The sequence below is a fragment of the Luteibacter sp. UNCMF331Sha3.1 genome (assembly GCF_900109915.1).
Lineage (GTDB): Bacteria > Pseudomonadota > Gammaproteobacteria > Xanthomonadales > Rhodanobacteraceae > Luteibacter.
The window spans coordinates 837,094-856,178 of the sequence record NZ_FOBU01000002.1; the positions used below are offsets into that span (position 1 = coordinate 837,094).

Annotated in this window: 15 protein-coding genes and 8 tRNA genes; 19 read left to right on the forward strand and 4 right to left on the reverse strand. The window is 64.9% G+C overall.

The features are described from left to right. Positions 1 to 10: 10 nt before the first annotated feature. Positions 11 to 385 carry an Mth938-like domain-containing protein gene (locus BMX32_RS12150; protein ID WP_089979243.1) on the reverse strand — a complete coding sequence of 125 codons (375 nt, stop codon included), beginning with the start codon at positions 383 to 385 and terminating at the stop codon, positions 11 to 13. A gap of 5 nt (positions 386 to 390) precedes the next feature. Beyond that, positions 391 to 687: a YhbY family RNA-binding protein gene (locus BMX32_RS12155; RefSeq protein WP_089979245.1), complete on the reverse strand. Its 297-nt coding sequence runs from the start codon at positions 685 to 687 to the stop codon at positions 391 to 393. An 83-nt stretch (positions 688 to 770) separates the two neighbouring features. Here BMX32_RS12155 and rlmE point away from each other — a divergent pair, with 83 nt between their 5' ends. The 9 genes from rlmE (at position 771) to BMX32_RS12200 (ending at position 6,363) form a co-directional block, all read left to right on the forward strand. Next, entirely contained in the window at positions 771 to 1,421 is a 651-nt protein-coding gene (rlmE, locus tag BMX32_RS12160; protein WP_089979247.1) for a 23S rRNA (uridine(2552)-2'-O)-methyltransferase RlmE, read from the forward strand. Then, the gene (ftsH, locus tag BMX32_RS12165) at positions 1,418 to 3,349 is read left to right on the forward strand and encodes an ATP-dependent zinc metalloprotease FtsH (protein ID WP_170843642.1); all 1,932 of its coding nucleotides are present in this window, start codon (positions 1,418 to 1,420) and stop codon (positions 3,347 to 3,349) included. The genes rlmE and ftsH overlap by 4 nt, the downstream gene beginning before the upstream one ends. A 488-nt stretch (positions 3,350 to 3,837) precedes the next feature. Then, positions 3,838 to 3,914: transfer RNA gene (locus BMX32_RS12170), tRNA-Arg, on the forward strand. A gap of 138 nt (positions 3,915 to 4,052) precedes the next feature. Further along, positions 4,053 to 4,129, forward strand: a tRNA-Pro gene (locus BMX32_RS12175). 24 nt (positions 4,130 to 4,153) lie between these two features. Beyond that, positions 4,154 to 4,230: transfer RNA gene (locus BMX32_RS12180), tRNA-Arg, on the forward strand. 14 nt (positions 4,231 to 4,244) lie between these two features. After that, positions 4,245 to 4,321, forward strand: a tRNA-His gene (locus BMX32_RS12185). Positions 4,322 to 4,342: 21 nt separating this feature from the next. Next, positions 4,343 to 4,418, forward strand: a tRNA-Lys gene (locus BMX32_RS12190). A gap of 153 nt (positions 4,419 to 4,571) precedes the next feature. Then, a complete protein-coding gene (locus BMX32_RS12195) occupies positions 4,572 to 6,218 on the forward strand; it encodes a phosphoethanolamine transferase (RefSeq protein WP_170843643.1) in 1,647 nt (548 codons plus the stop codon). A gap of 60 nt (positions 6,219 to 6,278) precedes the next feature. Continuing rightward, positions 6,279 to 6,363, forward strand: a tRNA-Leu gene (locus BMX32_RS12200). Positions 6,364 to 6,387: 24 nt separating this feature from the next. On the opposite strand, the gene BMX32_RS12205 is transcribed toward BMX32_RS12200, so the two are convergent. Both BMX32_RS12205 and BMX32_RS12210 read right to left on the reverse strand, forming a co-directional pair. Further along, complete coding sequence (locus BMX32_RS12205; RefSeq protein WP_089979250.1) at positions 6,388 to 6,615, reverse strand: hypothetical protein; 228 nt, start codon at positions 6,613 to 6,615, stop codon at positions 6,388 to 6,390. 132 nt (positions 6,616 to 6,747) lie between these two features. Next, positions 6,748 to 8,130 (reverse strand): MFS transporter, encoded by a 1,383-nt coding sequence (locus BMX32_RS12210; RefSeq protein WP_089979252.1) that lies wholly within the window; start codon positions 8,128 to 8,130, stop codon positions 6,748 to 6,750. 92 nt (positions 8,131 to 8,222) lie between these two features. On the opposite strand from BMX32_RS12210, the gene soxR reads away from it, so the two are divergent. The 10 genes from soxR to fabV all read left to right on the forward strand — a co-directional run bounded on the left by soxR (position 8,223) and on the right by fabV (position 19,063). Then, positions 8,223 to 8,657, forward strand: coding sequence for a redox-sensitive transcriptional activator SoxR (soxR, locus tag BMX32_RS12215; RefSeq protein ID WP_089979254.1), 435 nt, complete (start codon positions 8,223 to 8,225; stop codon positions 8,655 to 8,657). 177 nt (positions 8,658 to 8,834) lie between these two features. Continuing rightward, a complete protein-coding gene (gene tig / locus BMX32_RS12220) occupies positions 8,835 to 10,127 on the forward strand; it encodes a trigger factor (RefSeq protein WP_089979256.1) in 1,293 nt (430 codons plus the stop codon). A gap of 46 nt (positions 10,128 to 10,173) precedes the next feature. Further along, on the forward strand, positions 10,174 to 10,806 hold the full coding sequence (clpP, locus tag BMX32_RS12225) for an ATP-dependent Clp endopeptidase proteolytic subunit ClpP (protein ID WP_089979257.1): 633 nt from the start codon (positions 10,174 to 10,176) through the stop codon (positions 10,804 to 10,806). Positions 10,807 to 10,909: 103 nt separating this feature from the next. Beyond that, positions 10,910 to 12,205 (forward strand): ATP-dependent Clp protease ATP-binding subunit ClpX, encoded by a 1,296-nt coding sequence (gene clpX, locus BMX32_RS12230; protein ID WP_089979258.1) that lies wholly within the window; start codon positions 10,910 to 10,912, stop codon positions 12,203 to 12,205. 173 nt (positions 12,206 to 12,378) lie between these two features. Continuing rightward, positions 12,379 to 14,889, forward strand: a complete 2,511-nt coding sequence (gene lon / locus BMX32_RS12235; protein WP_089979259.1) for an endopeptidase La — start codon at positions 12,379 to 12,381, stop codon at positions 14,887 to 14,889. A 326-nt stretch (positions 14,890 to 15,215) separates the two neighbouring features. Continuing rightward, positions 15,216 to 15,488: an HU family DNA-binding protein gene (locus tag BMX32_RS12240; RefSeq protein ID WP_036112061.1), complete on the forward strand. Its 273-nt coding sequence runs from the start codon at positions 15,216 to 15,218 to the stop codon at positions 15,486 to 15,488. Between the two features lie 16 nt (positions 15,489 to 15,504). Further along, positions 15,505 to 15,579: transfer RNA gene (locus BMX32_RS12245), tRNA-Val, on the forward strand. A gap of 10 nt (positions 15,580 to 15,589) precedes the next feature. Further along, positions 15,590 to 15,666 (forward strand) — tRNA-Asp (locus tag BMX32_RS12250). A 71-nt stretch (positions 15,667 to 15,737) separates the two neighbouring features. Then, complete coding sequence (locus BMX32_RS12255) at positions 15,738 to 17,660, forward strand: SurA N-terminal domain-containing protein (protein WP_244511514.1); 1,923 nt, start codon at positions 15,738 to 15,740, stop codon at positions 17,658 to 17,660. 179 nt (positions 17,661 to 17,839) lie between these two features. Continuing rightward, positions 17,840 to 19,063 carry an enoyl-ACP reductase FabV gene (gene fabV / locus BMX32_RS12260; RefSeq protein ID WP_089980293.1) on the forward strand — a complete coding sequence of 408 codons (1,224 nt, stop codon included), beginning with the start codon at positions 17,840 to 17,842 and terminating at the stop codon, positions 19,061 to 19,063. Positions 19,064 to 19,085 lie beyond the last annotated feature (22 nt).

A 19,085-nucleotide genomic window follows, 5' to 3' on the forward strand; every position in this document is an offset into this window, starting at 1 on the left:
GGTCGCTTCCTCAGCCGGGCAGGATGAAGGCGGCGACGACGCGGCGCCCTTCGGCGGCGAGCAGGCTGTAGGTGCGCGCCGCGGAGCCGTTGGTCATGGTTTCGATGCCGATGCCGCGGCTGAGAAACGCGCCCATGATCTCGGCCGGCGGAAAGACCTGGCGCTCGCCGGTGCCGAGCAGCACGAGTTCGGGCTTCAGCGCCGCGATGGTCTCGACGTCCGCGAGGCTGAGACGGGACGCGTCGGTGACCGGCCAGTCCTCGACCACCTGGTCGGGGGTGAGGAGGAGGCTCTTTCCGAATTCGCGGTCGACGACCGTGACCGTGCCCGCGCCCACCCGGCGCACGAAGAGGTACTCGCCGGGATGCTCGAACGACAGGTCCATGGCGGTTACCGGGGCAGGGCGAGCTTCGGGTCCTGCTCGTTGCGACGGAACAGGACGACGATGTGGCCGATTTCCTGGACGTTTTCGGCGCCCGTCTGGCCGGCGAGGAAGGCGATCTGCGCCTGGCGCTCATCCTTGTCGCCCCCGGAAAGCTTCACTTTCACGAGTTCGTGGATGTCCAGGGCCTGGCCCAGTTCCTTGGCCACCGCCTCGGTGGCGCCCTTGTTGCCCAGGAGGATCACCGGGCGGAGGTCGTGGGCGAGGCTGCGCAGGTAACGGCGCTGAGTAGGGGAGAGCGACATTGCGTTCAGGTTCGATGTGCGGCTGACAGGCGGCAAAGGGTATCATCAACGGCCTGCACCTTACTTATTGATGGTCGAAAGCCATGGCACGCAGCAAGACCAGTTCCCGTTGGCTGCGGGAGCATTTCGACGATCCCTACGTCAAGAAGGCCCAGGCGGAGGGCATGCGCTCCCGCGCCGTCTTCAAGCTCGAGGAGCTGGTCGACCGCGACAAGCTCCTGAAACCCGGCATGACGATCGTCGATCTGGGCGCCGCCCCGGGCGGCTGGTCGCAGCTGGCCCGGATGCGCCTCGGCGACACCGGCAAGGTGATCGCGCTCGATATCCTGCCCATGGCCAGCCTTGCCGGCGTGGAGTTCATGCAGGGCGATTTCCGCGAGGAATCGGTGCTACGCGAACTCGAAAGCATGCTCGACGGCCAGAAGGTCGATCTTGTCCTGTCGGACATGGCCCCCAATATGTCGGGTGTGGCACTCGCCGACCAGATCCGCGCCATGGACCTGTGCGACCTGGCTCGTCAGTTCAGTCTCGACTGGCTGAAGCCTGGTGGCTCGTTCCTGGTGAAACTGTTCCAGGGGGCGGGGTTCGACGATTACCTTAAGAACTTGCGCGCGGACTTCAGTCGCGTGACGATGCGTAAACCGAAGGCCTCCCGTGCACGTTCGCGAGAGGTCTATGCGCTGGCGACCGGCCTGAAGTCCGCGTCCCGGCAACCTGGCGAGAACCGCGCATGAACGAGATGGCAAAAAACCTGTTGCTCTGGCTGATCATCGCGGTGGTCCTCCTGACCGTGTTCCAGACGTTCAACCCGCACAGCGGGTCGTCGCAGGACATGTCCTACACGGCGTTCGCCCAGCAGGTCGATAACGGCAACGTGGCGAGCGGCACGATCACCTCGACCGCCCCGCCGACGATCACCGGCAAGCTGAAGGACGGCGGCTCCTATCGCACGGTGGTGCCGGTGGTCGGGCTGTCGACCAGCGACCTCGTGAAGCAGATGCGCGACAAGGGCGTCGAGCTCCGCCAGGAACCGGCCGACAACGGATTCTCCCTCCTCGGGCTGATCTTCAACTGGCTGCCCATCATCATCTTCATCGCCGTGCTGATCTGGTTCATGCGCCAGATGCAGGCGGGATCGGGCGGACGCGGCGCAATGAGCTTCGGGCGATCGCGTGCCAAGCTGCAGGGCGAGGACCAGGTCAAGGTCAATTTCGGTGACGTCGCCGGTTGCGACGAAGCCAAGGAGGAGGTCGGCGAGCTCGTCGAATTCCTCCGCGATCCGGGCAAGTTCCAGAAGCTGGGCGGCAAGATTCCTCGCGGCGTCCTGATGGTCGGCCCGCCCGGTACCGGTAAGACGCTGCTCGCCAAGGCGATCGCCGGCGAAGCGAAGGTGCCGTTCTTCTCCATCTCCGGTTCCGACTTCGTCGAAATGTTCGTCGGCGTCGGCGCCAGCCGCGTGCGCGACATGTTCGAGCAGGCGAAGAAGCACGCGCCATGCATCATCTTCATCGACGAGATCGACGCCGTCGGTCGCCATCGCGGCGCCGGCATGGGCGGCGGTCACGACGAGCGCGAGCAGACCCTCAATCAGTTGCTGGTCGAGATGGACGGCTTCGAGGGTACCGAGGGCATCATCGTCATCGCCGCGACCAACCGTCCCGACGTGCTCGATCCGGCGCTTCTGCGTCCGGGCCGCTTCGACCGCCAGGTCGTGGTCGGTCTGCCCGACGTCAAGGGTCGCGACCAGATCCTGAAGGTGCACATGCGCAAGGTGCCGACCGCGGCCGATGTCGATGCGATGACCATCGCTCGCGGCACGCCCGGTTTCTCGGGTGCCGACCTCGCGAACCTCGTGAACGAAGCCGCGCTGTTCGCCGCGCGCGAGAACGCCCGCGAAGTCCGCATGAGCCACCTGGATCGCGCACGCGACAAGATCCTGATGGGCACCGAGCGCCGCTCGATGGCCATGAACGACGAAGAGAAGCGTCTGACCGCGTACCACGAGGCCGGCCACGCGATCATCGGCCGTCTCGTGCCGGAGCACGACCCGGTCTACAAGGTCACCATCATCCCGCGCGGTCGCGCGCTGGGCGTCACGATGTACCTGCCCGAGGGCGATCGCTACAGCATGAACAAGGTCGCGATCGAATCGCAGCTTTGCTCGCTCTATGGCGGCCGTGTCGCGGAAGAGGTCATCTTCGGCCACGACAAGGTCACCACGGGTGCCTCTAACGACATCGAGCGCGCCACGAAGATGGCCCGCAACATGGCGACGAAGTGGGGTCTCTCCGACGAACTCGGTCCGGTCACGTACGGCGAAGAAGAAGACGAGGTCTTCATCGGTCGCTCGGTGACGCAGCACAAGAGCGTCTCCAACGAGACGGCGCGCAAGATCGACGAAGTGGTGCGCACGATCCTCGATCGCGCTTACGCGCGCAGCAAGGAGCTGCTGACCACGAACATCGACAAGCTCCATGTCATGGCCGACGCGCTGCTGCTGTACGAGACCATCGATGCGCGGCAGATCGACGACATCATGGCCGGCCGCGAGCCGGGCCCGCCGGCCGACTGGCAGAAGCCGGGACCGACGCCCCCGCCGCCGCCGCGTGGCGACGCCGGATCGGCGCCGGACAAGGTCGGCAAGCCGGCGACGCAGCTTTAAGAAACGGGGCGGCCTTTGGGTCGCCCTTTTTCGTTATGGGCTCGGCTTTGCCATCGCGTTGGCGTGGCGTCGGGGCAGAGGAGCCGGCGCGCGGCGTCTCCGTCGCTAAGTCCTCGTCCGGCCTTCGCCTCCCTGCGGAATCGCTCCGGAGACGCCACACGCCGACTCCCCTCCATGCGTCGCCGAAGATTGTCGCAGGGGCAAGAGCTCGCCTCACCCTCATCCCGGTGCAAACCGGGATCCACGGCGATGCAACCGGTCTTCGCGAAGGGACCTCTTCGGATGCGCTTTACCCGCCATGCGCGACGGCGCGGCACGCGAGCAAGAAAACCGCTATTCGGACGGCTATTCGCAACGCTTGTTACGTTTGAGAGAAAAAAAGTTTCAGAAAAGTGTTGACGCACACCCTCGATATCTGAATAATTCCGCTTCTCGGCACGGCACTAACGCTTCACGGCAATAGTCACCGGGTCAATCGTTTCAAGTGTGCGCCCGTAGCTCAGTTGGATAGAGTACCAGGCTACGAACTTGGTGGTCGGGAGTTCGAATCTCTCCGGGCGCACCATTTTTAAGTAAGGCCGTCGCGGTTACGCAGCGGTAGCGATGTTGATAGTGTGGTGTGTTCATACGGATTGACGGGCTTGAGTTTGACCCGTAACATTTGAAGGCTCACCCCGGTACACTGGGTTGGTGCTTTAAGTTTCGGGGTATAGCTCAGTCTGGTAGAGCGCCAGCTTTGGGAGCTGGATGTCGGGGGTTCGAATCCCTCTGCCCCGACCAGTTGGCGTTCTACGTACAGTGCCTGCGCCTGTAGCTCAACCGGATAGAGCATCGGCCTTCTAAGCCGACGGTTGCAGGTTCGATTCCTGTCGGGCGCGCCAGATGGTGTTTTATGGTGGGCGTAGCTCAGCTGGTTAGAGTACCGGATTGTGATTCCGGATGTCGTGGGTTCGAGTCCCATCGTCCACCCCACTTACAACGCAAGTTTCAAACGGGCCGTTAGCTCAGTTGGTAGAGCAGTTGACTCTTAATCAATTGGTCGTAAGTTCGAATCTTACACGGCCCACCAATTCGAAGGCGCTCAGGGAAACCTGAGCGCCTTTTCCTTTATGTGCCGCGCAACGGGGCGACAGGGCGACGAAAGTCGTTCTGATCGATGATCGTGCCCGGCAGTTTCCCCAACATGCGCTCGCCGTTACGTGCCGGGCCTGACAGGACCGGTATGACCGTTCAATCCATCGTTGCCCCGGGCCGTATGAGGCGTGCCATCCCCGCGTGGCTGCTGGGTGCGATCGTCGCCCTCTACATGCTCGCCGTGCTCAATCGCAGCCTGTGGGTCGAATTGCACGACGCGCTCTCGGCATCGCGCGACATGCCCGGATTCTGGATGCTGAGCGTGACGGTTTGTTGTCGGCTCGTCGCCAACCTGATCCTGACCATCGCACTCGTCATGTGGCCGCGCATCGGCAAGCCGCTGCTGGCGTTGTTGATCGTGGTGTCGGCGGCCAGCGCGTTCTACGCCGAAACGTTCGGTGTGCGTCTCAACGAGGAGATCGTGCAGAGCATTTTCGAGACGCAGCGCGCCGAAGCCGCCGCGATGATCACGACGGGCTCGGTGGGCTGGATCGTGCTCTTCGGCGTCCTGCCTGCGATCCTCGTCCTGCTCGTCCCGGTTCGATTCACACCGGGCTGGCGCGGGCTGGGCTGGCGTGCGGCGATCGTGCTCGCGGCCGTGGCGCTCATGACGCTGCCGCCGTTGCTTGCCGGTCGAAGCTACATCTACTTCGAGCGCAACCATCGCACGATGTACGAGGTCTTCAATCCGTATGCCGCACTGAGCGGAACGTTCCATTATCTCCAGCGCGATGTCTTCCGCCCAACGCGATCGATGACGCCGATCGGTACCGATGCCACGCTGGCACCGGATACGGCGAGTGGCCGGAAGCGTGTCGTCGTGCTGGTGGTAGGGGAGACCGCGCGTGCGGAGAACCAGTCGTTGCAGGGCTATGCGCGCGAAACGAATCCCGAGATGAAGCGGGCAGGTGCCGTCTATTTCACCGATGCGTGGTCGTGCGGCACGGCGACGACGGTGTCGGTGCCCTGCATGTTCTCGAACATGACGCGCGAGAAGTTCGACAAGCCCGTGGCGAAGGCCCACTGGAACGCGCTCGACGTGCTGCAGCACGCGGGGGTCGACGTGTTCTGGCGCGATAACGACGAAGGCTGCAAGGACGTCTGCGCCCGCGTGCCCAACGACGATCTGACGAACGCAAAGATCGATGGCCTCTGCGATGCCGACGGCTGCGTCGACGACGTGCTGGTGGCCGATCTGCCTGCGCGCCTGGCGCGGATGCGTTCGCCGGCGCTGCTGGTGCTGCACGTCAAGGGCAGCCATGGTCCGGCGTACTTCCAGCGTTACCCGGCGGCGTTCAACGTCTTCAGGCCCGGCTGCGACACCGCCGAAGTGCAGACCTGCACGTACGCCCAGACGGTGGCGAGCTACGACAACACGATCCTCTACACGGATCACATCCTCGGCAAGGTCGTCGATGCGCTGAAGGCGACGCCTGATGTCGACAGCGCCATGATGTATCTCTCCGACCACGGCGAGTCGCTCGGCGAGAACGAGGTCTACCTGCATGGTGCCGACTGGGCGACCGCGCCCACGCAGCAGAAGCACATCCCAATGCTGATGTGGTTCTCCGATGGCTGGGTCCGCGACAGCGGCCTGCGGCTCGATTGCATGGCGCAGCGCCGCGTACAGCCGGCGAGCCAGGACAACCTTTTCCACACCCTGCTGGGCTTCTTCGGCACGCGCACGACGGTCTACGACCCGAGGCTCGATCTGCTGGCCGGTTGCCGGGGCTGAAGGCCCGCATCGTCACGTGGCGGTGGACCGGAGGCAGCTGCCTGCCTAGAATGGCCCGGCGCGATAGTGGCGGAATTGGTAGACGCACCAGATTTAGGTTCTGGCGGGGTGACCCGTGTGGGTTCGAGTCCCACCTTTCGCACCAGCATCGTCGCCGCAGCGCGGCGACTCAGAACGCGAGCTTGATGATGACGACGACGACGAGGGTGATGAGCGCGCCGAGGACCCCGACGGCGATGGTCCCCAGGGCGACCATCGGGTAATAGCGTTGCTCGGTCTGGATTTTCGCGGTCTCGGCGCCGATTTTCACCGTCTCGGCGATGAGCTTGCCGATCTCGACCTGAAATAGATCACGCTCGTCGGACGCGGCTGCGCGGGGTTCGGCTTTCGCTGCCATTGAATCGCTCCTTGTGTCGTGCGTTCCTGATCTCGAATGGTACAACGCGAAATCGTGGTCGCGCCGGCACGGCGATGACTGTATGGCATTCGATGTGCTGGCCGTGCCGGGTGCCGCCCGCGTGTGCGGCTCCTACGCCGCCCGCGCGCGTCGTGCGACGAGCGTGGCGACGACGGCGAGCGCGGCCGTGATCGCAAAGTTCGCCGCGAACGCGGCGGTGTGCGAGACACCGAGCAACGCCGCGAAGAGCGAGCCGCCGATCGCCAGCGTGGTCGCGACCATCAGCGATTCGCACAGCTGGAGTGCCGAACTGTTCTTGCCTTGTTCGTGCGCTGCGGACATCGACAGGGTGAGTACCGAGACGGTGGCGTAGAGCATGCCCATGCCGAGTCCCGTCACCAGCCAGCCCGCGACGGCGGCCGCGACGGGCATCCATGCGAACGTGCTCAGCGAGGCGGTGATCGTGCCGGCGACCATGAGCGTCGTACCCCGATTGAGCAGGGTCTGTCGCGACACCTTCGCGTAATGGCCCTGATACCACGAGCCGGCGAACCAGCCGATCGCACCGACGCTGATGCCGATGCCCGACCACGTCGGCGAGAGGCCGTGTTGTGTCGAGAAGGCGAGGGGAAGGAATGCTTCGGTGCCGAAGAATGCGGATGCGGCCACGCCGCGGAGGGCGACGACCGCGGGTAGTCCGGGCGCGGCGCGTAGCGTGCCCGCCGGCAGCAACCGTCCGCCGCAGACGTAAAGCAGCACCAGTGCGGGCAGGAAGATCGCGATGACGTGCCACCCGCGCTCCTGTCCGCCGGCGAAGAGCAGGCACGTGCCGATGGCGGCACCGACGGCGAGCGTCATGCGTCCCGGCGAGGCCGGGTTCTGGGCGGCGGGTTTGCCGAGCGAGGCCAGTGCGCCGCGCAGGGCGATCGCCGCGGGCAACGCAAGCAACGGCACGCCGAGGAACACCCAGCGCCAGCCCACGTGCTCCACGATCGCGCCGCTGATGGCGGGGCCGATGAGGGCCGGGACCACCCAGCCCGCGGAGAAGGCCGCGAAGATCCTGGGCCTCATCGTGTCGGGGTACAGCCGGCCGACGATGACATAGAGGGCAGGAAACAGGCAGCCCGCGCCGAAACCCTGCACCATCCGCCCAAGGACCAGCGTCGTCATGTCGTGGGCGAAACCGGCGACGAGGAGGCCGGCGATGAACCCGGCCAGGCCGGTCCACATGGCCGGCGCCGGTCCCTGGCGGTCGCTCCAGCGGCCCGAGAGCGTCATGCCGATCACGCTGGTCGCCAGCACGCCGCCGAAAGCCAGGGCATAGAGACGGAGGCCGTCGAGCTCGCGGGCCACCGTGGGCATCGCGGTGGTGACGGCCAGCGCCTCGAAGGCGAGCAGCGAGATCAGGGCGACCATGCCGATGGTGGCCGCGCGGTACGGCGCCGAGAGGATGCCATCGGCGGGCGCGCGACGGCCGGCCGTGCTGAGGTTCGTATCCGATGTGCCCACGTGCATTGGGTTTCCTTGGGGAGCGGGGAGTCTCGCACGGTTGCGCGTCTCGCCCGGAGCATGCAGGATGCAACCTCAACCATTGTTTAGGTCAAGGTATGCGCGAACTGGGCGTGGGCGAGGCGGCGAAGCGGGCCGGAGTTGCCGTCTCCGCGCTGCATTTCTACGAGCGCAAGGGCCTGATCCGCAGCCTGCGTACCGCGGGCAACCAGCGCCGGTATGCGGCCGACGTGCTTCGGCGCATCGCGGTGATCCGGGTGGCGCAGCGGGTCGGCATCCCGCTCGAGGCGGTGCGCCAGGCCTTCGCGGCCCTCCCGGACGAGCGCACGCCGACCCGCGACGAGTGGGCGGCCATGTCGGACACCTGGCGGGCCGAGCTGGAGCGACGGATCGCCCAGCTGACCGGCCTGAGGGACAAACTGACCGAGTGCATCGGATGCGGCTGTCTTTCCATGGCGGCCTGCTCCCTCGCCAATCCGGGAGATTTGCTGGCCGCGGAGGGGGCCGGCCCGAGGCGGCTCGGCGACCGCTGACGCAGGTTGCGGCGGCGTGAGCGCAAAACGTAGAATGGGCAGTCATTTGCGGGGTTTTTTCGCCGCCGGAGGTCAGGTCGCGGAGGCGGCCCGGTCTTCGCGATGAATCCCTTGGTTCAGGTTACGGCGACGGAAGTTCGCCATCGCGCCACGTCCGTGGTGGTTTCAGGAGAGGTCATGCAGGTTTCGGTTGAGAATGTCGGCAAGCTCGGGCGCAAGCTCACGGTGAAGTTCCCGGCTGAGCGTCTCGAGACGCAGGTCAGCGAGCGCATCGCGGAAATGGGTCGCACGGTGCGCCTCAAGGGCTTCCGTCCGGGCAAGGTGCCCACCAACGTGATCAAGCAGCGCTTCGGCGCGCAGGTGCGCGGCGAGGCCCTCTCGGATCTCATCGGCAGCACGCTCCGCGACGCCTTCACGCAGGAAAAGCTCCAGCCGATCGCCAACCCGTCGGTCGACACCACGGGCAACGCCGAGAACGGCGAGATCGCCTACACGGCCACCTTCGAAGTGATGCCGGAGTTTCCGGAGATCGACGTCGCCGCCCTCGAGATCGCCCGGCCTAAGGCCGAGGTGTCCGACGCCGACATCGACAAGATGATCGAGACCCTGCGCACGCAGCGCCGCAGCTTCGACGACGTCGACCGCGCGTCGAAGGAAGGCGATTTCGTGATGTTCGAGTACGCCGCCGAGACGGGCGCGTACCGCTTCCCGACCGAGGGCCTCGAGCGTGCCGGCAGCGTCCTTGGCTCGGGCACCCTGTTCAAGGCGCTCGACGACGCGCTCACGGGTCGCACCGCCGGTGACGACCTCGTCCATGACGTCGCCTTCCCCGACGACTTCCGCAATCCGGACCTCGCCGGCAAGACCGCCAAGGTCACGCTGAAGATCGTCAAGGTGCAGGAGCCGAACCTCCCGGCGGTCGACGCCGACTTCGTGAAGATGTTCGGCGTGGCCGACGGCGACATCGGAACCTTCCGCAAGGAAGTCCGCGCCAACCTCGAGCGCGAGCTCAAGGCGACGGTCATGGCCCGCCTGAAGTCCGAAGTGGCCGAAAAGCTGGCCGGCGCCTTCCCGGACCTCGACGTGCCTGACCTGATGGCCAACGCCGAGGCCCAGAGCCTTGCCGCCGGCAACCTGCCGCGCGGTCAGCAGCCGTCGCCGGAGATGGTCGCCGAAGCGCTGCCGTTCGCCCGCAAGCGCGTCATCGCCGCTCTTCTCATGGGTGAGATCGCCCGCAAGAACGAGCTGCGTCTCGACCGCAAGCGGATGGCCGAAATGCTCACGGCGATTGCCTCCACCTATGAAGAGCCGGAAAAGGTCATTGAACTGTATAACGGCGACCCCCAACTGATGCAGGGACTGCAGAACCGCGTGATGGAAGACCAGGTCGCGGAGTGGGTGGCGGACCACGCCAAGTCCACCGACCAGAACCTGTCTTTCGACGAAGTGATGCGGCCGATCGGCGCTTAAGCGCCGTTCGCTGGCAATAATCGGGCCCCATACGAAGGAGAGACCCATGTCCATGCCTCCGATCCAGAATCTCAACCTGGTGCCCATCGTCGTCGAACAGACCTCGCGCGGCGAGCGTTCGTACGACATTTATTCGCGTCTCCTCAAGGAGCGCGTGATCTTCGCGGTCGGTCCGGTCGACGATTACATGGCTAACGTCATCGTCGCCCAGCTGTTGTTCCTCGAGTCCGAAAACCCGGACAAGGACATCAGCCTGTACATCAACAGCCCGGGCGGCTCGGTCACGGCCGGCATGGCGATCTACGACACCATGCAGTTCGTGAAGCCGGACGTCAGCACGATGTGCATCGGCCAGGCCGCCTCGATGGGCGCGCTGCTGCTGGCCGCCGGTGCGGCCGGCAAGCGTTACTCGCTGCCGCATTCGCGCATCATGATCCACCAGCCCTGGGCCGGTGGCATCTCGGGCCAGGCGACGGACATCGAGATCCACGCCCGCGAGATCCTCACCATGCGTGAGCGTCTCAATGCGATCCTCGCCAACCACAGCGGCAAGACGGTGGAAGAGATCGCCCGCGACACCGAGCGCGATCGTTTCATGAGCGGCGCGGAAGCGCAGGCCTATGGTCTGATCGATTCGGTGCTCGACAAGCGCATGGTCGATTCCGTCCGTTCAGCTTGATTGAACTTTTCGCTTGTGAAAACCGGTACTTCGCCCCTTATTCCAGGGGCGGAGTGCTGTGCTATTCTCAAAGCGCACCTGGATTCTCAGTAGGGCCTAAAGCATGAGCGACGAGCGGCAAAGCCGTTCCAACGACGGCGGCAAGATTCTTTACTGCTCTTTCTGCGGCAAGAGCCAGCATGAAGTGCGGAAGCTGATCGCAGGCCCCAGCGTGTTCATCTGCGATGAGTGCGTTGAGCTGTGCAACGACATCATTCGCGAGGAACTCGAAGAAAAGGCGGCCTCCGGTCGCACGCATCTTCCGAAGCCGCGCGAAATCATGGAAGCCCTCGATCAGTACGTGGTCGGCCAGACGCGCGCCAAGAAGGCGCTGTCCGTTGCCGTGTACAACCACTACAAGCGCATGGAGTCGCGCCAGAAGAACGACGAGGTCGAACTCGGCAAGTCCAACATCCTCCTGATCGGTCCGACCGGTTCGGGCAAGACGCTGCTGGCGGAAACGCTGGCGCGCCTGCTCAACGTGCCGTTCACGATCGCGGATGCCACCACGCTGACCGAAGCCGGTTACGTGGGCGAGGATGTCGAGAACATCATCCAGAAGCTCCTGCAGAAGTGCGACTACGACGTCGAGAAGGCGCAGAGCGGCATCGTCTACATCGACGAAATCGACAAGATCTCGCGTAAGAGCGAGAACCCGTCGATCACCCGCGACGTGTCCGGCGAAGGCGTGCAGCAGGCGCTGCTGAAGCTCATCGAAGGCACGCTCGCCTCGGTGCCGCCGCAGGGCGGTCGCAAGCACCCGCAGCAGGAGTTCCTGCAGGTCGACACGCGGAACATCCTCTTCATCTGCGGCGGCGCGTTCGCCGGCCTGGAGAAGGTGATCCAGCAGCGTTCCGAGACCACGGGCATCGGCTTCGGCGCGGAGGTCCGCTCGAAGGAGCGCACCGAAAACGTTGGCAAGATGCTGTCGGAAGTCGAGCCGGCGGACCTGGTCCGTTTCGGCCTGATTCCCGAGTTCGTGGGTCGTCTGCCGGTGGTCGCCACGCTCGACGAGCTCGACGAGGCCGCACTCGTGCAGATCCTCACCGAGCCGAAGAACGCGGTGACGAAGCAGTTCCGCAAGCTGTTCGACATGGAAGGCGCGGAGCTCGAGTTCCGTCCGGAGGCCCTCTCGGCGATCGCCCGTCGGGCGCTCAAGCGCAAGACCGGTGCACGCGGCCTGCGTACGATCCTCGAGCAGGTGCTGCTCGACACGATGTTCGAACTGCCCTCGCTGGAGCACGTCAGCAAGGTCGTGGTCGACGACGCCGTGATCGACGGCCAGGCGGAGCCCTACCTGATCTACCGCGGGAACCTGCAGCAGCAGCGGATCGCGGGTGAGGGTGGCGACGCGGCCTGATCGCGCTGCCACGGCCTGCCATCGCGGCCCCGGCGTCCATCGACGCCGGGGCCGTTTTTCTTTGCGGGGGCGCGCTCTTGATCGGCCCATCGCGAACCACCACTTGACGTGTATGGCGGCTCCGGCGCAGTGTCGGGGCGAGCCTCCATCCATCTGAGGGAAACCCCAAGAACATGGCGAAGAATCGCAGCCAGACCACGAGCGGATCGGAGCTGGACCTGTTGCCGGTCCTGCCGTTGCGCGATGTCGTCGTCTATCCGCACATGGTCATTCCGCTGTTCGTCGGACGCGACAAGTCCATGCGTGCGCTCGAGCGCGCGATGGAAGGCGAACGTCAGATCCTGCTCGTGGCGCAGAAGAGTCCCGACATCGACGATCCGGCCATTTCCGATCTGCATTCGGTGGGTACGCTCGCTGGCGTCCTGCAGCTGCTGAAGCTGCCCGATGGCACCGTGAAGGTGCTCGTCGAAGGACAGTCGCGCGTGCAGATCGATTCGTTCGAAGACGAGTCCGGCATGATGAGCGGCCGCGCGCGCGTGATCGAGCCGCTGTACAGCAACAACGAACGCGAGCTCGACGTCGTGTCGCGTTCGCTCGTGTCGCTGTTCGAGCAGCTGGTGAAACAGAGCCGCAAGCTCCCGCCCGAAATCCTCGCGACGCTCTCCGGCATCGACGATCCGTCGCGCCTCGCCGACTCCATCGCCGCGCATCTTTCGGTGCGCATGGCCGACAAGCAGCGCGTGCTCGAAACCGCCGACGTCGGTCAGCGCCTGGAATTGCTGATCGGCCTCGTCGACGGCGAGATGGATCTGCAGCAGGTCGAGAAGCGCATCCGCGGCCGCGTCAAGTCGCAGATGGAGAAGAGTCAGCGCGAGTACTACCTCAACGAGCAGATGAAGGCCATCCAGAAGGAACTGGGTGAGGGCGAAGACGGCTCGAACGAAATCGAAGAACTCCAGAAGAAGATCGATGGCGCCGGCATGCCGAAGGCCGTGCTGGCGAAGGCGCGTCAGGAGTTCAACAAGCTCAAGCAGATGTCGCCGATGTCGGCCGAGGCCACGGTGGTACGTAACTACCTCGACTGGGTGGTGGGCGTGCCGTGGAAGAAGCGCAGCAAGGTCCGCAAGGATCTCGCGCTCGCGCAGGAGACGCTCGACGCCGATCACTTCGGGCTGGAAAAGGTCAAGGAGCGCATCCTCGAGTATCTCGCGGTGCAGCAGCGCGTGAACACGATGAAGGGGCCGATCCTGTGCCTCGTCGGCCCGCCCGGCGTGGGCAAGACGTCGCTCGGCCAGTCGATCGCGAAGGCGACGAACCGCAAGTTCGTTCGCATGAGCCTCGGCGGCGTGCGCGACGAGGCGGAAATCCGTGGCCATCGCCGCACCTACATCGGTTCGATGCCGGGCCGCATCGTGCAGAACCTCAACAAGGTGGGCACGAAGAATCCGCTGTTCGTCCTCGACGAGATCGACAAGATGTCGATGGACTTCCGCGGCGATCCGTCGTCGGCGCTCCTCGAGGTGCTCGATCCGGAACAGAACAACGCATTCAACGATCACTACCTCGAAGTCGACCTCGATCTGTCGGAAGTGATGTGGATCGCGACGGCGAACTCGCTGAACATTCCGGGTCCGCTGCTCGACCGCATGGAAGTCATCCGCATCCCCGGTTACACGGAAGACGAGAAGCTCAACATCGCGCAGAAGTACCTGCTGACGAAGCAGCTGAAGGCGAACGGCCTGCGCGCCGACGAGCTCGTCGTCGGCGAGGACGCCCTCCGCGACATCGTGCGTTACTACACGCGCGAGTCCGGCGTGCGTAACCTCGAGCGCGAGATCTCGAAGATCTGCCGCAAGGTGGTGAAGGAACTCGCGCTGGGCACGGTGCCCGCGCATGCGAAGGCCCGGGTGAAGAAGGCGACGAAGCCGGCGGGCAAGGGCAAGGCGCTCGCGCCTGGCCACGTTCGCGTCGACGGCAGCAATCTCGATCACTATCTGGGCGTGCGTCGCTTCGATTTCGGTCGCGCCGAACAGCAGAACGAAGTGGGCCTGGTCACCGGCCTCGCGTGGACGCAGGTCGGCGGCGATCTGCTCAGCATCGAAGCCTCCGTGGTGCCGGGCAAGGGCCGTCTCGTCCACACCGGCCAGCTCGGCGACGTGATGAAGGAATCGATCCAGGCGGCGCTGAGCGTGGTTCGTGCGAGGGCCGCGGGTCTGGGCATCGAATCCGATTTCCACGAGAAGCTCGACATCCACATCCATGTGCCGGAAGGCGCGACGCCGAAGGACGGTCCGAGCGCGGGTATCGCGATGTGCACCGCGCTCGTGTCGGCACTGACGAAGGTGCCGGTGCGTTCCGAAGTCGCCATGACCGGCGAGATCACGCTGCGCGGTCGCGTGCTGCCGATCGGCGGCCTGAAGGAAAAGCTCCTCGCGGCGCATCGCGGTGGCATCACCACCGTGATCATCCCCGAGGAGAACCGCAAGGATCTCGTCGACCTGCCGGAGAACATCACCAGCTCGCTCGACATCCATCCGGTGAAGTGGATCGACGAAGTGCTCGATCTCGCCCTGGAACGCCCCCTGGGGCAGGCCAAGGCGGGCAATGGCGGCGAGGGCGTGGAAGTGCCCCGCAGTCAGGGCAAGCGTGGCAAGGGCAAGGCATCGCCGTCGCTCACGCACTGACATCATCGTTTCGTGTCACGAACAAGGGCGCACGCGAGTGCGCCCTTTTCGTTTTCGTCGTCCTGTCATCGCAACGTTGCGATAATCCTTTTCGCGGTTCCGCGCAAGCCACCAGAGACCATGCATACCCGCTGAAAGCCTTGGTATTGCTTGTCTTGCGATGGTGGGAGGGCGCTGGTATAAAGTCCGCTCCGCCTTCGCCCGCGCCGCAAGGGCGCGCTGGATCGCGGGGTTGTCGAGACACGCCACATGGCGCGTTCACAACCTGACGTCTTCGCCATGATTCGCCGTCCGGCGATTCGAATTACCTATGAAGGGAGTTAGTAATGAATAAGACCGACCTGATCGCCGCTATCGCAGAAAAGGCTGAGCTCTCGAAGGCCGACGCCGGCAAGGCGCTCGAAGGCCTGATCGAAGCGGTGAAGGACACCCTCAAGAAGGGCGAGGACGTTGCCCTCGTCGGCTTCGGCACCTTCAAGCTGCGCAGCCGCGCTGCGCGCACGGGCCGCAACCCGCGCACGAACGAAGAGATCAAGATCCCGGCGTCGAAGGTCCCGGCCTTCACCGCTGGCAAGGCGCTCAAGGATCACGTAAACTAAACAGTCTTACCGTAGGGGGTGCTTAGCTCAGCGGTAGAGCGTCGCCTTTACACGGCGCTGGTCGGGGGTTCGATCCCCTCAGCACCCACCAACGGAAAGTTGGAGTGGTAGTTCAGTCGGTTAGAATGCTGGCCTGTCACGCCGGAGGTCGCGGGTTCGAGTCCCGTCCACTCCGCCATTATCGGCAAAGGCGCCCGCGTGGCGCCTTTGTTTTATCTACCGCCGGTAAGGGTTACCGGCGCAACCTTCATGAGTCGCATCATGCTGCAAGCCCTGCGCAACAAGATCCACGGATGGCCTGCCGCCATCGTCCTCGGCATCTGCGTATTCGCTGTCGCGTTCTTCGGCATCGAGTCGTACTTCGTGTCGCACGTCGATACGTACGTCGCGAAGGTCGGGGATCACGAGATCTCGCAGCAGGACTGGCAGCAGCGCATGAACGAGCTGCGCCAGCAGGCCGCGCAGAATCCGCAGTCGCCGTTCACCGCCGCCGATCTCGAAAAGCCGGAGCTCAAGCAGCGCGTGCTCGAAGGCATGATCAGCCAGCAGCTGCTGCAGCAGGCGAATACCGATCTCGGTCTTACCGTCTCCGACGCCAGCGTGCGTACGGCCATCGGCAGCGATCCGGGCTTCCAGGTCAACGGTCAGTTCAATCCCGCAGCCTACACCGCCATCCTGTCGATGCAGGGCATGAGCCCGGCCATGTACGAGGCGAAGGTGCGTGCGTCGCTCGCCACGCAGATTCTCCCGGAAGCCATCGCCGGCACCACGCTCGTCAGCGACGCCGACGTCGACGCGTTCTTCCGTCTGCGCCTGCAGCAGCGTGACCTGCGCTTCGTGGAACTGCCGCGTCCGTCGCTCACCGACGCGAACGTCTCCGATGCGGACATCGACGCGTTCTACAAGTCGCACATCGCCGATTACACGACACCGGAGCAGGTGTCCGTGCAGTACCTCGAAGTGAAGCAGGCCGACCTCAAGCCGACCGACCCGACCGACGACGAGCTGCACGCGTACTACGACAAGAACAAGCAGCGTTACGCGCAGCCGGAACAGCGCGAAGCCTCGCACATCCTGATCAACGTGCCGAAGAACGCCACGCCCGAGCAGCAGAAGGCCGCGCTCGACAAGGCGAAGAAGATCGCGTCGGAAGCCACGCCGGAAAACTTCGCGAAGCTCGCCGCCGACAACTCGGACGATCTGGGCTCGAAGCGGACGGGCGGCGATCTCGGCTGGCTCGAGAAGGGCGTCGCCAACGCGGCGTTCGACACCGCGCTCTTCGGCATGAAGAAGGGTGACATCACCCGGGAGCCGGTGCTGTCGCCCGAAGAGGGCTACCACATCATCTGGCTGCGCGACGCCCGCGACGGCGACGCCAAGCCATTCGCCGAGGTGCGCGCGCAGCTCGCGGCGGACTGGGCGAAGAACGAAGGCGAGCGTCTCTACAACGAGCGCGCCGGCAAGCTGGCCGACCTCGCGGAACGCAATCCGGGTTCGCTCGAGCCGGCCGCGAAGGAGCTCGGTCTCGAGATCAAGACGTCGCCGCTGTTCGGTCGCGAAGGCGGCCAGGGCATTCCGGCCGATCCGAAGTTCGTCGCCGCCGCGTTCGCCGACGACGTCATCGCGCAGGGCAACAATTCGTCGCTCGTGCAGATCGGCAAGGGCGACGCGGTCATCATGCACCTCGCGAAGCACAACGCCGCCGCGCCGCAGGCGCTCGCGGACGTGAAGGACGCCATCCGCCAGCGCATCCTCGACGAGCGCGTCGACGCGCTGGCGAAGAAGCAGGCCGACGATGCCGCCGCGCAGCTCGCCAAGGGTGGGGACGTCGCCACCGTCGTCAAGGCGCCGGTCCGCACGCTGGCCGCGCTGGAGCGCAGCCAGCTGGGCAGCCACGCCGACGTGCCGCCGGCGATCCTCGAGCGCGCGTTCACGCTGCCGCACCCGGTCAACGGCAAGGCCGACTGGACCACGGTGCAGACCGGCAACGGCACCTACGCGCTCGTGGCGGTCGACAAGGTGACCGAGGGTGATCCGTCCAAGGTGGAGAAGGCACAGCGCGATGCGCTGCGCGGCCAGATGATGGACGCGATGGCGCAGGCGGCCACCCTCGAATACATCGAGGCGCTGAAGGCCCGCACCGAAGTGAAGATCGCCCAGGATCGGATGTAACGAAAAAAGGCCGCCGCGAGGCGGCCTTTTTTTCTGGGAGCATGGCCTCGGATGCATAGGGGGCTCTCCGACAACGCGATGGCGAAGCCGGGCCAGAACACACGGCAGCCTCCATTCGGAAGCGCATGGACCGGTCCCGCGATTACAATGCGCGTCTCACTGCGTCGAAGGGACATTCCGTGATCATCCAGCCCAAGGTCCGTGGCTTCATCTGCACCACCGCTCATCCGGTGGGTTGCGCGAAGAACGTCGAAGAACAGATCGCCATCACGAAGGCCAGCGGCGCGTTCGCCGACGGCCCGAAGAACGTGCTCGTGATCGGTGCCTCCACGGGCTACGGCCTGGCTTCGCGTATCACGGCCGCCTTCGGCCATGGCGCCGCGACGCTCGGCGTGTTCTTCGAGAAGCCCTCCAGCGATTCGAAGACGGGTACCGCGGGCTGGTACAACTCCGCCGCGTTCGACAGGCTCGCACGCGAGGCCGGTCTGTTCGCGAAGTCCATCAACGGCGACGCGTTCGCCAACGAGACGCGCGACAAGGCGATCGAGATCATCCGCAACGAGATGGGTGGCAAGGTGGACCTCGTCGTCTATTCGCTGGCCTCGCCGGTGCGCAAGCTGCCGGAGGGCTCGGCGTTCGGCGAACCGGGCACGGTCGTGCGGTCGGCACTGAAGACGATGGGCGACACGTTCACCGCGTCGTCGGTCGATACGAACAGGAACGAAGTCGTGCAGGCCACCGTCGAGCCGGCGACGGAGCAGGAAGTCAAAGACACCGTGACGGTGATGGGTGGCGAAGACTGGGCGATGTGGATCGACGCGCTGTCGAAAGCGGGCGTGCTCGCGGACAACGCGACCACCATCGCCTACAGCTACGTCGGCACGGAAATCACGTGGCCCATCTACTGGCACGGCACGCTCGGCCAGGCGAAGCAGCACGTCGACAAGACCGCCAACGAACTGCGCGTGCGCTACGAGGCCAAGGGCCTGCGCGCGTACGTCGGTGTGATGAAGTCGGTGGTGACGCAGGCCAGCTCGGCGATTCCGGTGATTCCGCTCTACGTGTCGATGGTCTTCCGGATCATGAAGGCGAAGGGCGTGCACGAAGGCACCATCGAACAGATCAACCGGCTATTCCACGATCGTCTCTACCGCACCGATGGCAAGCCGGCCGAAACGGACGGCGAGGGTCGCGTGCGCCTGGACGACTGGGAACTGCGCGACGACGTGCAGGGCGAGTGCAAGGCGCTCTGGCCGAACGTCACCACGGAAAACCTGTGGGACGTCACGGACTACAAGGGCTACAAGCACGACTTCATCAAGCTCTTCGGGTTCGAGGCGGATGGCGTGGACTACGATGCCGACGTCAGCCCCGACATGCAGTGGGATGTCGTGCAGCTCTGAGGTATCGGCCTCCCCATCGTGT